Origin of the sequence: Flavobacterium branchiicola, assembly GCF_018383905.1 — a bacterium.
GTDB classification, from domain to species: Bacteria; Bacteroidota; Bacteroidia; order Flavobacteriales; family Flavobacteriaceae; genus Flavobacterium; species Flavobacterium branchiicola.
In genome coordinates this window covers 288,115-308,132 of record NZ_JAGYWA010000004.1, presented here as the reverse complement: position 1 = coordinate 308,132, position 20,018 = coordinate 288,115, and the positions used below count along the sequence as shown (strand labels likewise).

Annotated in this window: 12 protein-coding genes; all 12 read right to left on the bottom strand. The window is 34.0% G+C overall.

The genetic code is table 11. From position 1 onward, the window contains the following. Positions 1-138: 138 nt before the first annotated feature. Positions 139-2,958 (bottom strand): M16 family metallopeptidase, encoded by a 2,820-nt coding sequence (locus tag KHA98_RS11400; RefSeq protein WP_213258056.1) that lies wholly within the window; start codon positions 2,956-2,958, stop codon positions 139-141. A gap of 225 nt (positions 2,959-3,183) precedes the next feature. Then, positions 3,184-4,566 carry a TlpA family protein disulfide reductase gene (locus tag KHA98_RS22905; RefSeq protein ID WP_246522300.1) on the bottom strand — a complete coding sequence of 461 codons (1,383 nt, stop codon included), beginning with the start codon at positions 4,564-4,566 and terminating at the stop codon, positions 3,184-3,186. Positions 4,567-4,591: 25 nt separating this feature from the next. Then, entirely contained in the window at positions 4,592-6,067 is a 1,476-nt protein-coding gene (locus KHA98_RS11390) for a retropepsin-like aspartic protease (RefSeq protein WP_213258055.1), read from the bottom strand. Next, on the bottom strand, positions 6,064-6,939 hold the full coding sequence (locus tag KHA98_RS11385; protein ID WP_213258054.1) for a thioredoxin family protein: 876 nt from the start codon (positions 6,937-6,939) through the stop codon (positions 6,064-6,066). Before KHA98_RS11385 ends, KHA98_RS11390 begins: the two co-directional genes overlap by 4 nt. Before the next feature lie 72 nt (positions 6,940-7,011). After that, positions 7,012-8,502 (bottom strand): PKD-like family lipoprotein, encoded by a 1,491-nt coding sequence (locus KHA98_RS11380; RefSeq protein ID WP_213258053.1) that lies wholly within the window; start codon positions 8,500-8,502, stop codon positions 7,012-7,014. A gap of 34 nt (positions 8,503-8,536) precedes the next feature. Further along, positions 8,537-9,310 carry a DUF4843 domain-containing protein gene (locus tag KHA98_RS11375; protein WP_213258052.1) on the bottom strand — a complete coding sequence of 258 codons (774 nt, stop codon included), beginning with the start codon at positions 9,308-9,310 and terminating at the stop codon, positions 8,537-8,539. Between the two features lie 15 nt (positions 9,311-9,325). Beyond that, a complete protein-coding gene (locus tag KHA98_RS11370) occupies positions 9,326-10,771 on the bottom strand; it encodes a RagB/SusD family nutrient uptake outer membrane protein (protein WP_213258051.1) in 1,446 nt (481 codons plus the stop codon). Between the two features lie 10 nt (positions 10,772-10,781). Continuing rightward, positions 10,782-14,168 (bottom strand): SusC/RagA family TonB-linked outer membrane protein, encoded by a 3,387-nt coding sequence (locus KHA98_RS11365; protein ID WP_213258050.1) that lies wholly within the window; start codon positions 14,166-14,168, stop codon positions 10,782-10,784. Positions 14,169-14,280: 112 nt separating this feature from the next. Further along, positions 14,281-15,432 (bottom strand): FecR family protein, encoded by a 1,152-nt coding sequence (locus KHA98_RS11360; protein WP_213258049.1) that lies wholly within the window; start codon positions 15,430-15,432, stop codon positions 14,281-14,283. A 172-nt stretch (positions 15,433-15,604) separates the two neighbouring features. Continuing rightward, positions 15,605-16,186: an RNA polymerase sigma factor gene (locus KHA98_RS11355; protein ID WP_213258048.1), complete on the bottom strand. Its 582-nt coding sequence runs from the start codon at positions 16,184-16,186 to the stop codon at positions 15,605-15,607. Positions 16,187-16,635: 449 nt separating this feature from the next. Continuing rightward, a complete protein-coding gene (locus tag KHA98_RS11350; protein WP_213258047.1) occupies positions 16,636-18,324 on the bottom strand; it encodes a ribonucleoside-diphosphate reductase subunit alpha in 1,689 nt (562 codons plus the stop codon). Positions 18,325-18,343: 19 nt separating this feature from the next. Beyond that, positions 18,344-19,318 carry a ribonucleotide-diphosphate reductase subunit beta gene (locus KHA98_RS11345; RefSeq protein WP_213258046.1) on the bottom strand — a complete coding sequence of 325 codons (975 nt, stop codon included), beginning with the start codon at positions 19,316-19,318 and terminating at the stop codon, positions 18,344-18,346. Positions 19,319-20,018: the final 700 nt, after the last annotated feature.

Sequence of the window (20,018 nt, the reverse complement as noted above, 5' to 3'; positions counted from 1 at the left end):
AAATTTTAAAAAAAGAGGGTTGAATAGCAAAAAACAACCCTCTCGATAATCCGCTATAACAACTAATTTGCTTACTAACTCAAAATAATAATTGATAGGGAAAAACAATTAAACTCTATTATAAAAAAACTGATAAAATTATTTTAATGGTTTGAAGACTATCTCATAAGATTTGGCATTTTTTAAAAATGCATTTGTAAAATCTTGAATATCTTTTGCTGTGACTTCATTTACGATATCATTGTAGTTTTTGGGATCATCCATATTAATATGATTTTCAAAGTAATTAGAGATCAGATCCATGCTGTTAAAATTAAAATTCTGCTGATCTGCTTTTGTTTTAATATAGTTCTTCCTCGTCTTTTCAATATCTTCACTCAAAATTTTTCCTTTTTGAATTTCTTCAATTGACTGATATACAATTGGCAATAACTGTTCTGCTTTTTCTGCATCGCAATCAAATGCTATCGTAAGAGTGACATTTGGTTTAGGAAGTTTTGTCAAACTCGAGTTAACTTGAGCACCATATGTTCCTCCTTCTTTTTCACGAAGACTTTCAGTGTATCTCAGAGTTAAAATATCACCTAAAAAAGAGGCTAAAATTTTATTCTTTTGAGAATATGCAAAACTATCTTCAAACTTAATTTTTACAGAACTCTTTGGTGTTTCCATTTTTATAAAAATATCTTTGTCTATTTTATTGGAAACCCATTCAACTCTATCGTCATTAAAGTTTTCTTTTCTTTTTATTCCAGATATACTTGCAATATATTTTTCTAATAAAGGTTTTAAAATTTCAAGTTTTATGTCACCTACGATATAAAACGTAAAATTACTTACGTCAGAAAAGCGATCTAGGTAGAAAGATTTCATTTTATCAAAAGACAGATCGTCAATAAATTGCTGATTCAGTATACGCACTTTTGGGTTATTTTTTCCGTAAATGGCAAAATTCAAACTATCTTTCATTTTAGATGAAATATCATTTTGTTTATTTTTTAAAGCATTTTGCATTCTTTGCTTCAATAAATCAAATTGATCTTGATCAAATCTTGGTTTAGAAAAACGCAAATAAATTAATTGCATCATCGTTTCAATATCCTTCGTATTTGCATTTGCATTCACTCTTTCTACAAAATTATCTATACCAGCAGAAGCATTTACCATTTTTCCTTTTAGCATTTTTTCTAAATCAGTACTCGAAAAAGATGCAACCCCCGACATCATTGCCAGATCTGCAGTAACTGCAAGAGATGGTATATCTTTAGGAGTATATAAAGAAGAGCCTCCAAAACTTTTTGCCACAAGAGTTACTTCTTTTTTATTCTTATCAGCAAATTTATAATGCACTTTTACACCATTGCTTAATACAAAAGTTGTTGCATTGATTTCTTTCGTCTCTTTTTCAGAAACAATCTTACCTGGTTTTAAATCTATCCCATCCATTAGTGATTTAGAAACAAAAGTATCTACATAAGCCTGCAACGAAGCATCATTTTCTGCTTTCTGAATAATATCAAACGCTTTGTCCTGATTCAGATTTTCTTCGCCTTCTACTCCGGTTACGGTAATCACGCGATTTTGCTGTGTATATAATTTACTTATTTGCTCCTGAAGAATTTTACTGTCCAGACTTTTTAAAATGCTCTTCGTCATTTCAAATTCTGCTGCAGGATCGGCAATGACTTCATGATTTAAATAATCGTCTTTCACCATTCCGATTACTTGTTTATGCGAAATCTCATTTATTTTTTCTAAATAATTTTCGTAACCTGAAATGGTTTCAGTAACGGCTCTTTCAATTTCTCCTTTTGAGAAACCAAATTTATAGGCACGAACCCATTCGTTCATAACTGCTGCAAAAGCTTCAGCTTGTTTTCCCGGTTTTGGAGAAACAGTTAAAATCCAGATATCATTCAAACGAGTATAACTTTGATAGCCAATTTGTGCTCCTTTGAACGGGCATTCTTGTTTTTGCGCCATTTCGCCCAAACGGTTATTCAAAATAGAAAATGCAATGCTTCTTTGTGTTGCTTTTTCTAAGTCGGCATAAGTTCCTGTTGGTTTTTCTGCAACGTGACGAATCATATAACTAATTCCCGAAGCTGAAATTTCTTTGTCTAAAGCCAATTTAAAAGTTGGTTCTGCTTTTTCCGGAATGGCAATTTCAAAACGTTTTTTAGGATTTTGAGGTGTCGGAATATCTGCAAAAAGCTTTTTGATTTTAGCTTCAATTTCATCTTCATTAATATCTCCAACAATTGCGATTGCCTGCAAATCGGGACGGTACCAATCTTTATAAAAATCTTTTAAAACCTGATATTTAAAGTTTTTTACAATATTCATATCACCAATTGGCATACGTTCTGCATACGGCGAATTGTTGTAATAATACGGTGCCAACTGCTCGTAAATTCTTGCTCTTGCATTTTGTCTGGTACGCCATTCTTCGGTAATTACACCTCGCTCTGCATCGATTTCTTCATTCGTCAAAGACAAAAAATTAGACCAGTCGTGTAAAACCAGTAAACAAGTATCTACTACTCCCCCATCTTTTGACGGAATGTTGTCTAAGTTATAAACCGTTTCGTCTGTGCTCGTATAAGCATTGATATTTCTTCCGAAAACGGCTCCTTGTTTCTGAAGTGTATTCAGAATGCCTTTTCCTTCAAAATTTTTGGTTCCGTTAAACGCCATATGCTCCAGAAAATGCGCCAAACCTTTCTGCTGATCGTTTTCTAAAATTGAACCTACATTTTGAATGATATAATAACTTGCCGTATTTTTATTTACATCTGTCGGGTAAATATAATACGTCATGCCGTTTGGTAAAACTCCTTTTTTTATTTTCTGATTGACCGCAATTGGATCATTTGCTTTGAAACTCTGCGCTTGAACAGTGAGCAAATTTGCAATCATAAATAAAAAAACAAGTGTCGATTTTTTCTTATAAAACATAGTTTTCTTTTTTTTTTACTGTGATAAATATTTTAAACACATAGAGACATAGTCTTTTTATTTTGCATAAAAGGCGTTTCACTTATTTAAATAAACATAGCTATGTGTGAAAACTAGTTTTTTCTTTAGCCTTTTTTTATTTAAAACTAAAATCTATTGTTTCTATGTGTTAAAAAATAATTTCACCCAACGGGTTAAATATTTTATTTTTAGAACTAATTATTTCTAACTCTTCAATAGTTTATCCAGTTGTTCTCTCAATTCTGGATTTGACGGACGTAAAGCATCGGCATTGATAATATTTCCTTTTGTATCAAACAACAAGAATCTCGGAATAGCATTTACATCATAATTTTTAGCTACATCAGAACTAAAATCTTTATCTGCCATTAACTGAATTCCTTTTAATTGTTCTTTAGTAACGAAATCTTTCCATTTTTGTGCGTCTTTTGGTTTATCTAACGAAAGACTTACGAAAACAATATTTTTTCCGTGATAATCTTCTTCAATTTTTTTCATGTGTGGAATCTCTGCTTTACAAGGTCCGCACCAGGTTGCCCATAAATCGATGTATACCAGTTTTCCTTTAAAATCTGAAAATGAAACCGCTTTGTCATTAATGTCATTATATGTAAAATCTAATCCTTTCTGACCTACGTTTTTATGAAGTACTTTTTCATATTCGATTAAAAATGATTTACTTGCTTCAGAAATCATATACGGTTTAATACTTGGAGCAATTTTTTCGTACTCTTCAATTTTCATTCTTGAAGTGGCAACCGCATCACGAAGATAAACGTCTTTTAATGCCGGATCTGTAATATGAGTTGTCGCTTCTGCAATATCTAAACGTCTTGCAGGCGCTGCGCTATTCATGCTTATGTAAAAGAAATAATTTGACATTAAAGATAAACCATTTGCAACTTTTAATAAATCAGGATCTGTAAATTTTTTGTCGGTTTCCCAGGTTTTTATAATTGCCGGACGATCATCTTTATCCGGAAATGCACTTCTTGGCATTCTGAAAAAAGTATAAGTCAATTCTTCAACATCGGTCGCTACGGCCAATTTTAATAATTTATTAAATGCTGCGTCTTTAGTTTTGATTGATTTTGAAAATTCATCTGCTTTTGCCACGCCTTTGTCAATCCAAGGATAAAAATCTACGTACGTAATATTAGTTCCCAGTCTTGAAAACGGGGCAAACTCATTGTAAATTTCGTTTGCTTTTTGAACCAGAACATTCTGTCCTACATTTTTTCCGCTCAAAACGTAATGTTCTTTATTAATAAGAAGATTGATATCTAATTTTGATTCTAAGTACAAACGAATTAATTGGTTTCTGCCTTTAAATTGTCCGTAATCAACATAATAGAAGCCAGACGCTGAAACTGGTATCATAAAGCCAAATTCCCCGAGTGTATTGACTTTAGCAGTTGCAGCAACCGCTGGCTTTCCTTCTTCAACGCTATAAAGCGTAACTTCTTTGGCCTGAAAATCAGGAATTGAAATTGTTCCTTTAATTACAGCATATTCAGAAATGCTGGCTGCAAAACTCATTTGAACCGTAAGGAAGGTTAAAATGAAATAAAAAAAGTGTTTTTTCATGATAGTTATTTGTTTTTTGATTGTTTTAAATTGAAATACGCATCGATTGATCGCCTTGCTCGATGATAAAATCTTTGGCTTCTTTTGATTCTTTCAGCTTTTTAAGATTTTCCGGTTTCAGTAAATCTTTAGATTCAAAATCATTTATTTGAGTGATTTTAGCTCCTGGTTTTACTTGCTGCAACTCTTTGTTCTGCTGATCGATCACTCGTTTTATCACTAAGTTTTGATTGTCATCAAAATCTAAATCAAGTCCGCTGAGATAAAAAGACGGTCTTTTATTGAAGCTTTTATTGGGTTCCAGATAGACCGTTTTATGCAAAAGATCGATCGTAAAATTGAAACGCTTTATTAAATCGATTCCCAAAGATCCATCGGCGAAAGCCCAGTTTTTATTGGCTTCGTCATATTCCTGTAAAGCAATGGTTATGTTCGGAAAATTATTTCCGTTAATTGCCACATTTGGAATCGCACCACCAACAATTTTAGTTTGTTTACCTAAACTGAAATTAACAGAGTTGTATTCGGTTTTTAAACTTGCCTCCAGATTATTTTTATGGTTGAAAGGTCCGTAAGCGATAAGATCGTAACCTGCTCCGGTATCAAAAGTGAAACTGCCTTCGACTGTTTTTTTATCTTCAAAAGTCAGGTTCATTTTTACGACCGGAAGTCCCGATTTATAATCGAAAACGAATGGCTTTGCTTTTTCCCAATAATTAAAATTTCCGAAATTGTACAAATCAATTGTCATCGTATCAAAGTTGACCGACGTAATAAAATTGCGAAGCAAATTGGCACCAAATAAGCCATCGTAAACACTGTGTTTTGGAAAAATAACCAACCCCTGATTTTTCAGCACCTGATCGCCAATATAAATCGTATTGTCTGCTGAATACTGCACTTGCTGACTTCCACCAACCACAGAAGCCGACTTAGTTTTGGTAACTACAACTCCCGCTTTGTACGCGCTGTCCGGATTCAACGCCATTCCGTCTGCGCCTGTATCGAAAAGCATTAAAAATTCACGATTGGCTTTGTTGAGTTTTATTTTAATGGCGATTCCGTTTTCAATGATTTCAAACGGAATACTAGCCATTTTTTTAACCTCAGCATTTCGATCCACTTTATACAAACCATCAAAAAAGGTTACGTACAAAATTTTATTTTCTGAATTGAAAACGATTTGTGACGGCTTTTTTTCTTTCCCTTTAAAGTGAAAATCTACAGAAGTAAAAGTTTCATTTTTCATGGTCATTGATTTCCCAATCTGAATAGAATCTAAAGCTGGGAAAGCATTGAAAATTCCGTTCAGATAAAATTCGTTTGAAGAGGAATCTCCTACTCCAACGGTAAATTCCGGTGCCAAAAGATCTTTTAAACTGCTGTAATTTTTCTGCTGAAAAGCTTGTTCAAATGCTTTGATTGTCTGTACCGTACTTTTTTTCTGTCCATTTACTAAACAGATAAAAAACAGCAGCGACAAGATCATTATTTTTTTCATTTTACTACTTTTTCAGTATTTGGATTTTTGGTAACGACCTTTTCTACACCAAAATCTTTTAGTAAAATACGCTCGAATTTTGTCCACTCTTCTGTAGAATATAGAGGTTTCATTTCGTCCAGAAGTTTTTTGAAACCAGCTAAATCATTTGTTTTTTCAAATTCTTTTTTCTTGCGTTGCAGAATAGTAAAAACATGCATATTTACGCTTGATGAACCGTAATCTTTGTAAAGCTGTTTGGCATTTTTTAAATAAAACTCATCGTATTGACGGCCAATTCGTAAACCGGTGATAATCACAAACGGAACTTCTGCTGTTAACGATGGCTGTGCTTTTAAATAAGCATCAACAGTTTCAAACGGAACATTTCTTTTTCCGTTTAAATAGGCTTCTCTATAGAAATCCGGATACACTTCGTCTTTGGCGCTGTATTTTTTCAGGATTCCTTTTTTTGCATTTTCTTTCGATTTTTGCAAAAGTGCTGTTAATTGTTCTACACTTTGAAAGCCGGATTCTACATCAATAATTTTCCCTTCGGAATTCATTACCAAAAAAGTCGGAAATCCGGTAACGCCGTATTTCATGCATAATTTTTTACCGATTTCTTCTTTTAGAATGTCGGATTTAAAAGTGACAAAATCAGCGCCCAAAATAGCGGCAACTTTCGGATCCGGAAATACTTCTTTGTCCATTTGTGCGCACGGCATACAACCTGTAAAATACAAATCGACAAAGATTAATTTCTTCTCTGTTTGTGCCTGTTTTTTGGCTTGTTCCCAACTTTCATCAGTCGATTGAGTTTGTGCTTTTAAGGCAATAGAAGGACAGGCAAGCAGCAAAACTGCACTTGCGATTTTAAAAAAACGTTTCATAAAATGTGGTTTTTAAGAACCGAATGAAGAATGAAGTTTCGTTCTTCATTCGGCTTTGTTTAAGATTTTTAATTATCTCCCGCGGTATGCAACATCAACAATTTTGCATAAACCTTCGTATTTGTTTACTAAAATTAAATTACCATTTACCGGAGGAACTTCATACAGTTCTAACTTTCCTGTAGTTCCGTAACTTCCAATAATTAAATATTTGGATTTATTTGTAGCTCTTTGATTGAAATTGATATACGTGATTTCTTCTGCTCCTTTGTCCAGCATTAATTTAGCCGTTTGAGTTCCGTTATCATACTCATATAATTTGCCTCCAACTGCATAAAACAAATATCCTGAATCGGGGCTGACTGCAAATTTTGTTGCTTTATCAAAATCAGGTGCATTCAAAATTGGTTTGTAATAAGTTTGTGCCAAAGCTTTGGTAAAACGAAGCAAGTTAAATTTTCCTGTGGCTAAATTCTTCAGTACAGCAAAATTCTCCCCTTGATTAAACGCAGAAGTTGTCATGTAAACCAAATCAGAATTGGTGTTGTTCCAATCTAAAGATACCTCTGAATCTGCAGCAGGAGGCATTGACGAACAGCTTCCTTTTGATGTAGAGTATCTTACAAAACGTCTGGCTGTCTGATCATAAAAAACAGGTGTTCCCAGCGAACCTCCATTCTCTGCTATAAATGGTGCTGCATAAAAAGTTTTGGTTTCAGTCTCTAGTTTATTTTGAGGCAGACCGTATTTTATCTGCACTACTCGATAAAAATAGTAGATATCTCCTTTGCTATAAATCAGATTTTCTCCACTGTTAGCCGATTTCATAAAATCGACTCCAAAATTTGTAGGCAGCGATCCTCCTACGGTTTCATAGGCTAAATTTTGCGTTATCGTCCATCCAAAAGAATCAGGATCTAATCTCGCTGTTCCATTTTCTGTTGTGGTTACATAAACTCCATAAATTAATGATGATGATAAAGGCTGATTAAAACATTCTACATCTACTGCTTTTCCTGCTAACTTAAGATTTGAACCTGCTGCATCTAATACATCTGTAATAATACGCGGAGCTGGGACACCAGGAAGAATTGATATCATATCGAGACGTGGTTTTCCATCTGCGTCACCAATAATCATCCAGCCTTCATAAATAGCAGAAACGACATTCAGGGTAAAAGGCTTATGCTGCCAGGTTACTCCGGTAACTTTATCTTTTACAGTGTAATAAATAGTATATTTTGCAGGTGGTAACTTTAATTCTGAATCAAAATTTTTGCTTGTCGCCAGAACTGTTTTAGATTCCATTACAAGTTTTACCGGATTAACAGCCACCCACTCATAAGTATAGCGGTCGGGATCTGTATTATCATCTAAAGTCGCATTTAAATTTGGTTCAATTTTTAGTTTCTCACCCGTATAAGCGGTATACGCTTCTTCTATTCCGGTTGCATTGATTTCGTTGATCGCTTTATAATCGTAATTTCCTTCATCATCGGCACAACTTAAAACCAAAACAAGCAATGCCGAAAGTGCTAAATGAATTTTTATATATTTTAACATCGTGTTATATTTTTTAGTTTAAATAAGGAATGTTTTAAGGAAAGATCATTTCTTTTCCATCCTCTTCATAAATAATATTGCCTGCCGCTTTTTGATCTGCCAAATAGCGTTTCATATAGTTTTGATAATACTGAATATCCGGAATAGACAATCCTGGTGATCCCAATTTCTGATTAAACATACTGGGATCTAAATGCATTAAATCGCACATTAAGAAAAATTTCTTTGCTGTAAAAACTCCTAAAAACCCGGCAAACCATCCTTGCGGTTGTGATATTTTATCATCAAATGCTAATTTGTATGAAATATGACTCATCGTTTTGTTGGTAAGCGAATTAATGACTTTGCTTTTCATATTAGTAGTAAACGATTCGTTTTCTTCTAAATTCAAGACTAGTAAAAAGCTATTTGTTTTCATATCGGCAGTTCTAAACACTTTTACCTCAATGGTATCTACTGCTTTGCCGGCATGCATCACAATATTATCCGGAAGTTTAAAATGAGTTCCTTCTACGGCTGTACTTTTTGAATCAATCGCTACTTTTACTTTTCTGTCAACATCACTTACTTTTCCCTGTACTCTAATCGGAATTTTATAAATACGGTCTGTAATTGCTGCTTTATCTAATGCAAAACTAAATCCTGTACTATCTGTGGTTATCAATGCACCGTTTACCGGAATTGTAAAAACAGATGGCGAAAAATAGATATTATCGGTATCGTGATAAGTCTCTATTTCCTCCTGATTGCATGAAGTAAATCCTAAAAAGAATAAAAATGCAAAGCTTAAAATCAATATTTTTTTCATGTTTATCTTTTTAAATTATTGAAAGTTGATTTCGGCATCCGGCAAAGGCACCACATATTGAAGTGGTCCCATTGTAATATTTCCGGAAGCTATGGAACCATTCGGAATTGCGGCGGTATTATTTCTTTTGTAATAAAAGAACAATTGCCCTTCACCCATAAATTCTTTTCTGTATTCTTTTGTTACCTCTGTTGCTAAAACTGCTGTAGTAGCCAGATTAGGTAAGCCTCTGTTAAAACGAAGGGTATTCAATAAAGCGATGCCATCTGCAGGAACTGCTGCTGTTTCAGCTGCAATTAGGTACATTTCTGAAAGCTTAAACATTGAAATCTGCAAGCGAAATACCATTTTGCTTTCCGGCACATCTGCATATTTAAAAAATGTTTTTTGTGTTTTTCCGCCCACAACAGGAATCTTCCAGCTTGGCAAGCTTCGGTAGTCATTATCATTCGACTCAAAAACAGCATTTAATCTGCTTAATAATGGCGCATATATTGAAGCATCCGGTAACTTTGAATCAAATAAATCTTCTTGTGTCTTATACAAAGTGTAATCACTTAAAGCAAAAAAGTTTTCAGAAGAAAAAATTCTGTCGGGATTTGCGCTATTTGTAGCATCCAAAAATGGAGTCCATGGAAAAAGCGTGTTCGATTTTGTAAAAGCAATTATTTCATTTGCTGCTGCCGATGCTCCTACTTTATCTCCAGCGTATAAAAGTGCACGGGCTTTTAAACATTTTACAGCAAGGAAATTCATTCTCATACCTCTGTTTTGAGAATAATAAGGATTTGAATCATAGTCTGTAGTGGTCTGATACCTTCCTGTTTTCAGGATTGGGTCTTTTTCTAATAATGCCAATGCTGTATCAAGGTCTGCCAAAATCTTGCTCATGGCATCTTTTGCCGACAAAATTGGATTATTTGATGTCACAGGCGCATCATAATAAGGTATTGAAGGCAAAGAAGGATCTACTTTGTAAACCGGACCAAATAATCGCAGCATATCAAAATGCACCATTGCTCGTATTGCAATAGTTTCTCCTTTTAAAAGATTTGCTTTTTCCTGAGAAACAATTCCATCATGTTCTGCCAAACTTTCCAAAAATTTATTAGCCGACAGAATTGTGGTAAAAGCTTTTTGCCAAATACCTGTAAAAACGTCTTTCGGATTGGATTCTGCATAAGCGTATAGAGCCATTTTAGTTTTTGCATGCGATGCTGGCATATTGTACTGCTGTCCTAAAATATCTACGGCATCCATTGTTAACTGTCTGCCGTAAAGTTCATCAGACGCAAGCATCATATAAAGTCCGTTATGTACATTTTGCATTCCGGCTTCATTTTCAAATATTTGTGATTCTAAAATTTTATCCTGAGGCACGACATCGAGGAAATTACTACAGCTTGCCGCCGAAAATACTATCAGGATAATTAATGCAATTTTATTTAAATACTGATTCATAATAGTGGTATTAAAATGTTACGCTTAGACTTAAAGAAAAAATTCTTGAAAAAGGATAGCTAATTCCTCGTTCGGCTTTTATAGTCGAAACTTTGAAAAAATCATTGGCATAGGCATTAAATCCTAATCCTGCCATTCCGGATTTCTTCAGCCAATCTCTGTTGGTTACTCTGTATCCTATACGAAGAGATTCTCCGGATATGTAGTCGTCTCTTTGAATGAAACGGGAAGAAATAGGAGTTACAGCGGTCATACTAATTGCCTTGAACTGTGCCATTTGACCCGGTGTTGTCCAACGATCTGAAAATGCTCTTGCATCCTGATTGTCAAAAACATTATCTGAAGTAATATTTTCAACTTTGTTGTACAGCGCTGTATTGAATCGGTCTGCACCAAAACTATAACGGATGAAAACTCCGATATTAAAATTCTTATAATTAAAACTTGTAGAAACAACTCCTGTGGCTATTTCTCTTGAGTTCCCCATTACAACCTCATCTTTTTTATCTAATACAAAAGTGGTTTCTCCGTTTTTCTTTAAGAAAATTTCTCTTCCTGTGGCAGGATCAATTCCTAAAGAAGGTACAGCCCAAAGATCATTTGATTTTGCTCCATCATAATAGCGGGTCAAACTGGTTGTTTTTTTTGCAGCGTCATTTAAAGAAGCCAGTGCATTATTAAAACCTCCTAATTCGTTTTCGTTTGTGGTTGCTGTTAACCCGATACCCCAAACAATGTTTTGTTTTAAATTGTAGATAATATTATAATTTGCTTTTAGTTCTAATCCGCGGGTAGTGATATAACCTACGTTTAGCGGGTAAGCTGTTACTCCGGTAGAAGCTGCAAGATCTATAGCAACAATTTGTGGTGAAGTCTGACGTTTATATGCTCCCAAAGTCACTGTAAGTCTGTTTCTAAACATTGCCAGATCTAATCCTAAAGATAAATCTTCTGTTTTTTGAGGCTTCAGGTTGGCATTTGATAATTGGGTAATATTTAATCCTGCTCCAAAAATATTAGTGTTAGGATCGTATGCATAAACATCGTGCGATGCAAATCCTACTAAGTTTTGATTTCCTGTTTGTCCAAAATTGGCACGAAGTTTAAAAATATTGACAATATCCTGATCCATTTTAAACTCGTTGTTAACGTTCCATCCGAAACCAATACCCCAATACGGTGAATATTTTTTGTTTGTTCCAAAATTTGTCGCTCCTGAAATGGTCTGAGTAAAGTCGAACAAATATTTTCTATCATAAGCATAGTTGACCTGATTGGTTAAATCAACACTTCTAACTAATTCGTTATAGACATAAGGCAATGAATTTTTTTCAAATCCAAAAGCAAAAGACGGGTTTCCGGTAACGCCTAAAGGAAATCCTCTTAAAATAGAACCGTAAACATTGTAATCTGTTTCGTAAGCCGAAGCTCTTATGGTATAATTTAACGAATGAACATTATTAAAAACATTGGAATATGTACCTCCTATATTTGCATTCCATTTATTGGTTAAATAATCCCTTCTTCTATATTTTCCTTTCTCAGACGGAATATCATATATATATTGTGTATCATCTGGCGAAATAAATTCTATTCTCTGCTTATCTATTCTTGTAACAGAAATTGCAGCGGTAGTTTTTATGTGTGCATTGAAATCGTAATTAAGTGCAAAGTTGTTTGTAAAATTAAATTCGCCGGTTTTGTCAAAACTATTCAATTTAACATTGTACAAAGGATTTGCAGGCTGATTAATAACAAGTTCAGCTGGTGACAATGGTAATGAAGAGCCGTCTAAATAACGAGTCGCTACGCCATTTTCATTATACTTTTCATAATACGGACTCACTCTTGCCCAGGTAGAAAAATCACCATAAGGAGATTCCTGATTGTCTGCTCCCGAAACGAATAAATTATTATTGATACTTAATTTTTTACGTTTGTAATTAATATTGACATTATAACCCCAGGTATTGTGCTCAGAACCTTTCATTGTTCCTGATACAGTTTTGTAATTTCCTGCCAGATTAAATCGAAGTTCTTCAGATCCTCCGCCAATAGTCAAACTATGTCCGGATGTTAATCCCATCTGGATTGGTTCGTTAAGCCAATAGGTATCAACACCACGGCGTACTGCTGCCAAACGCTGGTTATAAACATCATTCCATTTATAAACCGTTGGCAAAGGTGTTCCTACATTTGGAGTATAGGCTCCCGAAATTCTTTCGAATTCCAGTTTTTGCTCAGCATTCATTAAATTATAAACACTTAAATCTGCCAATTCATAAGACGAATTATACACATAAGAAAGCTGTAATTTCCCCGGAATTGGTTTATTGGTTTCAATAACAACAACTCCGTTTGCAGAACGCGAGCCGTATAATGCTGTAGAAGCTGCATCTTTAAGCAAAGTAACACTTGCAATTCTGTTAATGTCTAAATCGACAACTTGTTGCAAAGTAGTTGGAAATCCGTCCAGAATAAACAACGGCTGGTTGGGATCTTTATCTTCCTTAAACTTGTCATTTACGTCATTTACAGTTAAACTTGTTTGCCCTCTTACCTCTATTGTTGGCAAAACATTTGGATTAGAACCTGCAATATTATTATTCAAAACAATAAAAGAAGGGTCTAAAGTTTTTAAAGCCTGAACTACGTTTTGTGTAGAAATCTGTCTTAACTCTTCCCCTCTAAAAGTCGAAACTGCTCCGGTAATTAATTCCTTTTTACGAACAGTAACTCCGGTATTTACAACAACACTTTCTAATTCGTTTCTTTGTTCAGCCAATTTAATGTTGATTATTTTTCTTTTATTAACCTCTACAACTTGCGCACGATGCCCGATATAAGTAAACAAAATCTGTCCGTCTTCCGGAGCTGTAATTGTATATTTTCCGTCAAAATCGGTTTGAGTGGCAGCGCCTGTACCTTTTACTTTGATATTGACACCAGGAATTGGATCTCCTTTATCATTTGTAACCGTACCTTTTATTTCAATTAACTTATTTTGCATTACCACCACTTTTTCCTGTGGTCGCTGCTTTACAATAATTGTATTTCCATTGGAGAAACTGAAATCAAAATCTTTACTGGAAAAGGTCGTTTCTAAAAGGTCATTCACACGGATTTTTCCTTTTTTAAGATGTACTTTAGGCAATTTTTTAAATAAATCTTCCTGATAAATAAAAGTATAATCTGTCTGCTTTTTAATGATTTCAAAAACTTCATCTACAGATACCGTTTTATCAGCGGCAATTACAACTTTTGTGTTTTGTGAAAATAGATTTACGGGCGAAAAACCAAAAATTGTAGTACAAAACAAGAATAAAAAAGTTCTCATAATGTTAATAATTAGCCCTTTTCTAAGATAGAAATAGGCACTGGTTAATTTAAATTTCATAAATTTACATGTTAATTGGTTGGTTGGTTGTTAAAACTGATTAATGGATTAATACACAGAAAGGGATAAAGTGCGGTACGGTGAGAGGTCTGAACTTTAATCCCTTTTCTTTTTATTTGATAATAATCTTATCGTCTTTTTTCTCATAGGCATTAATAAAATTAATATTCTTAATGGTGGTTAATATGTCTTCCAGCTTTTGATTTTTATTCAAAACCCCGTTAAATTTCACGTTTCCAAGTGCCGGATCTGCAAATACTATATCTACATCATACCATCTTGACAGCACTTTTGCAATCTCTTTAAGCGGCATTCCTTTAAAAACAAACAATCCTTTTCTCCAGGAAATTTCATTGTACACATCAACCTGGGCAATGGCAATATGGTCGTTGTTGTTACTAATTACAGATTGCTCGTTTGGCGTTAAAATTTCTTTATTGTTTGCATTGCTTACAGCCACTTTACCTTCTACCAGTGTGGTATAAATTGCTGTTTCGTCTTTATACGCTTTAATATTAAATTGGGTACCAATAACCTCAACATTTTGCATTTGAGTTTTTACTTTAAATTTGGAACCCTTATGTTTAGTGCTTGGCGATACTTCAAAATAAGCTTCTCCGTAAAGCAATTCTACTTGTCTGATTTCACCATCAACAAAAGCGACCGGATATTTTAACTGTGATTCTGAGTTTAACCAAACCTTTGTGCTGTCTGCCAACTGTACAAAAAACTGTCCTCCTCTCGGAATCGTTAATAAGTTCTTTTTAATTCCTGCCGGTTTATTTTCTTTTGAATCATAAACTAATTTTTCTCCGTTACTTGAAGCGTTTCCTTTATGGTAAGCTTTTCCTTTTCCTAACGTAATTACAGAACCGTCTTCCAATGTCAGCGTTGCTTTATCACTTCCTATCAGGATTTCTTTGTGAGCTACAACAGGTGTTTCAATTTTAAGCGGATTGGTTTTGTTGACAATTATTGAAATCGAAATCAGCAACAACAATGACGCTGCCATAGCCATAAACTTAAATCGGGTTGTGGTGTAAAATGGTTTAAGCGGAATTGTTTTTGTTTCTTCTGACTGAATTGCTTTTTGAAGACGAGTTCTCATTTTATGTTCCAGTTCTTCTTTAGAACCCAATGCTTCGTCCCATTCTTCGGCTGTCTGGAAACTTTCGTAAAAATGCAGTAATTGTTTATTCTCCTCCCGATTAGTATCGCCAGAAAGATATCTGTTTAATAACGTAAAGAATTCTTCTTTTTTCATTTTTTTTATTATTAATGCAGGAGTATATTAAGTAAGTATCTAAAAAGATATTTACCCCCTAGTCCAAATCGTATTTTTTTTTAATTTTTTTTATCTTTTTAAGAAAAGCCCCGTTGTTAATAAAGAAATACAACGGTTTAGACTTATAATTGGTAATCATTTCGGCTTTCTTCTAAAGATTTTTAGAAAGCCATAAAATCATTGCCATACCCAGCGTACTGCCCATTGACAAACGAATGGTCTGAAGTGCTTTTGTAATATGATTTTCTACTGTTTTGGTTGAAATATTCAGGCGTTCGGCAATTTCTTTATGACTTAATTGTTCTTCTCTGCTGAGTTTATAAACGGCCTGACATTTCTCCGGAAGGGTTTCAACAATTACATGAAGTTGTTGCACCAATTCTTCATGCATTAGTTGAGTTTCGGGTGTCGTGTATTGAAAACGTTTTTCTAAATCATCAAAAAGTTCGACATGAATTTTGTCTTTATTTTTTCTCAAATGATTAAACACCTGATAACGTGCGCAGGCATACATATAGCCCTTTAAAGAAATATGAATTTCGAGTTTTTCGCGATTGGTCCAGATATTTAGAAAGATATCCTGAATAATATCTTCACATAATTCTTTGTCTTTGATAACATTATAAGCCGACATAAAAAGTGCCTGCCAAAAGGTATTGTACAATTCTGTCAAAGCCGATTCATCTCCATTACGAAGACGATCAATTAAAATTTTATCTTGATTAAGGGACAATGACAACAAATTTCTGGCTTTTGACGAATTGAATTATTCGCAACAAACTTACTACTATTATCGAATAATCCTAATTTGTTCTCCTACACAAAACCGGTCTGAAATTTTTAAAAATTTTCTGCTTAAAACAAAATTTCTTAAAAATTTCATAATTTAATAAAATGATAAAGCTGAAAAATTAAACTATACTTAATTTTTAGCTTTATAAAAACGGAATTTCCAAAAGGGTATTTTTTGACTTTTGTGAAGTTAAAACTATATTTTTTTTAATTCGAATAAAATTGCCGTAGCCAATTTCTTAAAACGGAAAATTTGAGAAATTTTAGTCGATATGATTTAACAAAAAAAATCTTCGATATAAAAATGAATTTGCAATTCCGGAAAATACGTTTAAGTCTTTTGTTTCTTTCTTAAACAAAAAAAAACCGGAGAAGATCCGGTTTTTAATTTTATGATTCGCAACTGCTGCATGAAACTAAGCTTGTCACCAATTCTTTCGAAACACTTTGACTGCGTTGGTAATACAAACTTTTTATCCCTAATTGCCAAGCTTCGATCATTAAGCGGTTTACTTCTTTAATAGGTAATTCTGCCGGAATATTTAGATTCAGACTTTGCCCCTGATCGACATATTTCTGACGAATTGAGGCTTGCTGCACAATTTCAAGCTGGCTGATTTCTTTAAAGGTTTTAAAGACATCTTTTTCCAGTTGAGAAAGCTGCGACATATGTTGTACACTTCCTCCGTTTAGCATAATTCCGCGCCAAACCTCTTCATTATCCAGTCCTTTTTCTTCCAGCAATTTTTTAAGGTATTTATTCTTTCGCATAAAATTTCCTTTACTTAAACCTGCTTTATAATAGTTGCTGCTAAAAGGTTCGATTCCCGGAGACGTTTGTCCTAAAATTGCCGATGACGAAGTTGTAGGCGCAATTGCCATTGTTGTGGTATTGCGTTTTCCGTAACCTTTTAACAATTCCGGCTCTCCATAAATTCGCGCCAGTTCCTGTGTTGCTTTATCAGCTTTGTCACTAATATGTTTGAATATTTCTGTGGTTTTCATTTTGGCCTCCATTCCTTCAAACGGAATCATATTTTTCTGCAAGTACGAATGCCATCCTAAAACGCCTAAGCCCAAAGCACGGTGTCTTTTGGCAAATCTGTTGGCACTTGAAAGGTAATAATCTCCTTCTGTTTTTTCAATAAACTCCTGTAATACGGCATCAAGGAAAAAGATCGCCAGTTTTACCGCTTCAGTATCTTTCCATTCTTCAAAAAGTTCCAGATTCATGGATGACAAACAGCAAATAAACGATTCATCTTCTGTTGAAGGCAACATAATCTCGCTGCACAAATTACTGGCGTTAATTCTAAGATTTTTATCTTTATATACTTGCGGTTTATTTTTGTTTACATTATCACTGAAAAATATATAAGGAAGACCTTTTTGCTGACGGCTTTCTAAAACTTTAGCCCAGATTTGTCTTTTGTCCTGATCACCATCAATCATTTCCTGCATCCAGTAATCGGGAACACAAATTCCGGTAAACAAATTCTGGATCGGGTTTCCGATACTTTTAATTTTCAGAAACTCTTCAATATCCGGATGATCAATATCCAGATACGATGCAAATGCACCACGACGCACACCACCTTGCGAAATGGTATCCATAGCGGTATCAAAAAGTTTCATAAAACTTACTGCTCCACTACTTTTTCCGTTATCGGTTACGGCACTTCCGCGTTCACGCAATTCTCCAAAATAGCCCGAAGTTCCTCCGCCAATTTTAGTCTGCATGATTACTTCGCCCAGTTTATGCGTAATTCCTTCAATTTTATCCGGAACGTGAACATTAAAACAAGAAATTGGCAAACCTCTTTCTGTTCCCATATTGGCCCAAACCGGCGAACTGATACTCATCCATCCGCGTTCGATCATTTCTACAAAAGATTCTTTTAATTCGGGTTTGTATAATCTCCTTGCCGCGGCAGTACAGATTCTGTCAATTGCACCTTCTACAGTTTCACCTTTTAAGAGATAACCACGATTTAAAATTTGTTCACTTTCAGAGTTTTTCCACCACATTTTGCTTCCATTTTCGTTCTGAGGAAGTTCATTTACTTCATTTATATCCATTGTATTTATTTTTTACTTTTTAGAAAAGATCGTTTGCCGTAATACTTTTATCGTGTTTTGTATATTCTACTGGTCGTTTTGCAAAAAAATCATCCAGACTGTTTGCAAATACTTCTTCTTCAAACCAGGCCAAAGCATTATAATCTTCTACTCTAACATTAAAAATGGTTGGAATATTAATTTGTTTCAGACTTTCATCAATTCTAAATTTCATAAAATTAACCAGATCTTCTTTTTTAATGCTTTCTATTTCACCTTCTTCAAATATCCAGTCCAGAATATCAGCTTCGACCTTGATAGAATCTTTTACTGTTTCTCGAACAAGTGTTAAAGTTTCTTCATCAAAATAATCCGGAAATTCTTCTCTAATCTTATTTATTATAAAAATTCCACCATTGGCATGTATTTGTTCGTCTATTGAAGTCCAGGCAATTATGTTGCTCACATTTTTCATATAACCTTTAAATCTTGTAAAGGACAACAAAATTGCAAACTGACTGAAAAGCGATACATTTTCGATCAGGATGCTAAACAAAATCAACGAAACCATGTATTTTCTGTTGTCCTGAGAACGTGTGTCTTTTAAAACATCCGAAAGATATTCTACACGTCTGCGAATCACAGGAACGTCAAGTAATTTTTCGAATTCATCATTATAACCCAATACTTCCAGCAAACGTGAGTAGGCTTCTGAATGTCTAAACTCACATTCGGCAAAAGTGCTTCCTAAACCATTGAATTCAGGCTTTGGAAAATGCTCGTAAATGTTTCCCCAAAAACTTTTTACCGCAACTTCTATCTGTGCAATTGCCAACAAACTGTTTTTTACAGCTGTCTTTTCCGCCAGCGTTAAATGCGCATGAAAATCCTGAGTATCAGCGGTAAAATCAACTTCTGTATGTACCCAGTACGCTTTATTTATGGCTTCTGTAAATTGCAATACCTCTGGGTATTCAAATGGTTTATAATTGACTCTTTTATCGAAAATAGACATGATATATAATATTAAATGGTGACTGTTTTAGAATACAAAATGACGACTTGGGGAGGTATTTTTACATTTGTATTTTTACAAATTTAAGTCAGACATCTTTGTTTGTCCCGAATTTGATGTTAAAAATCCGGCCAATTATCAACAGTTAAAAAGACGCCAAAATCTTTCAAAAAACACATCTTATCAACAGGCAGAAAAAAAATCATAACCTGCAAATTGACAGCTATTTAAAACAATTCTAAATAAAGTTATCAACAGCAGAACTCCTCCTCTATTCTCATTTTCAAAAAACAGTTATCAACAGTCTTTTTCTAAAATGGGTTATTTTTGAACTAAAAGTTGCTTCCAAAAAAATAAAAAAAGGCCAAAATCGGTCTTTAAAAACACATTCGCTACTAAAACTTTTAGTTACAAAATTCACTCTAAATATTTAATTTAAAACATATTACCTATTTTAAGAATTGTTTAAGTTAATCCGTTAGAGGTAAATAAAAAATCACTTTCTTAACACATAGAAACATAGTTATTTTTGTCCCTAAAAAAAGGCGTTTCACTTGCATTAACAAACATAGCTATGTGTTAGAAACTAGTTTCTTTTTAAAATCTTTTTAGTGATATGTAAAATAATCTATATTTCTATGTGTTCAAAATTATTACTCACAACGGTTTAAGTCATTATTCTCTCCTCTTGAAGCTGATT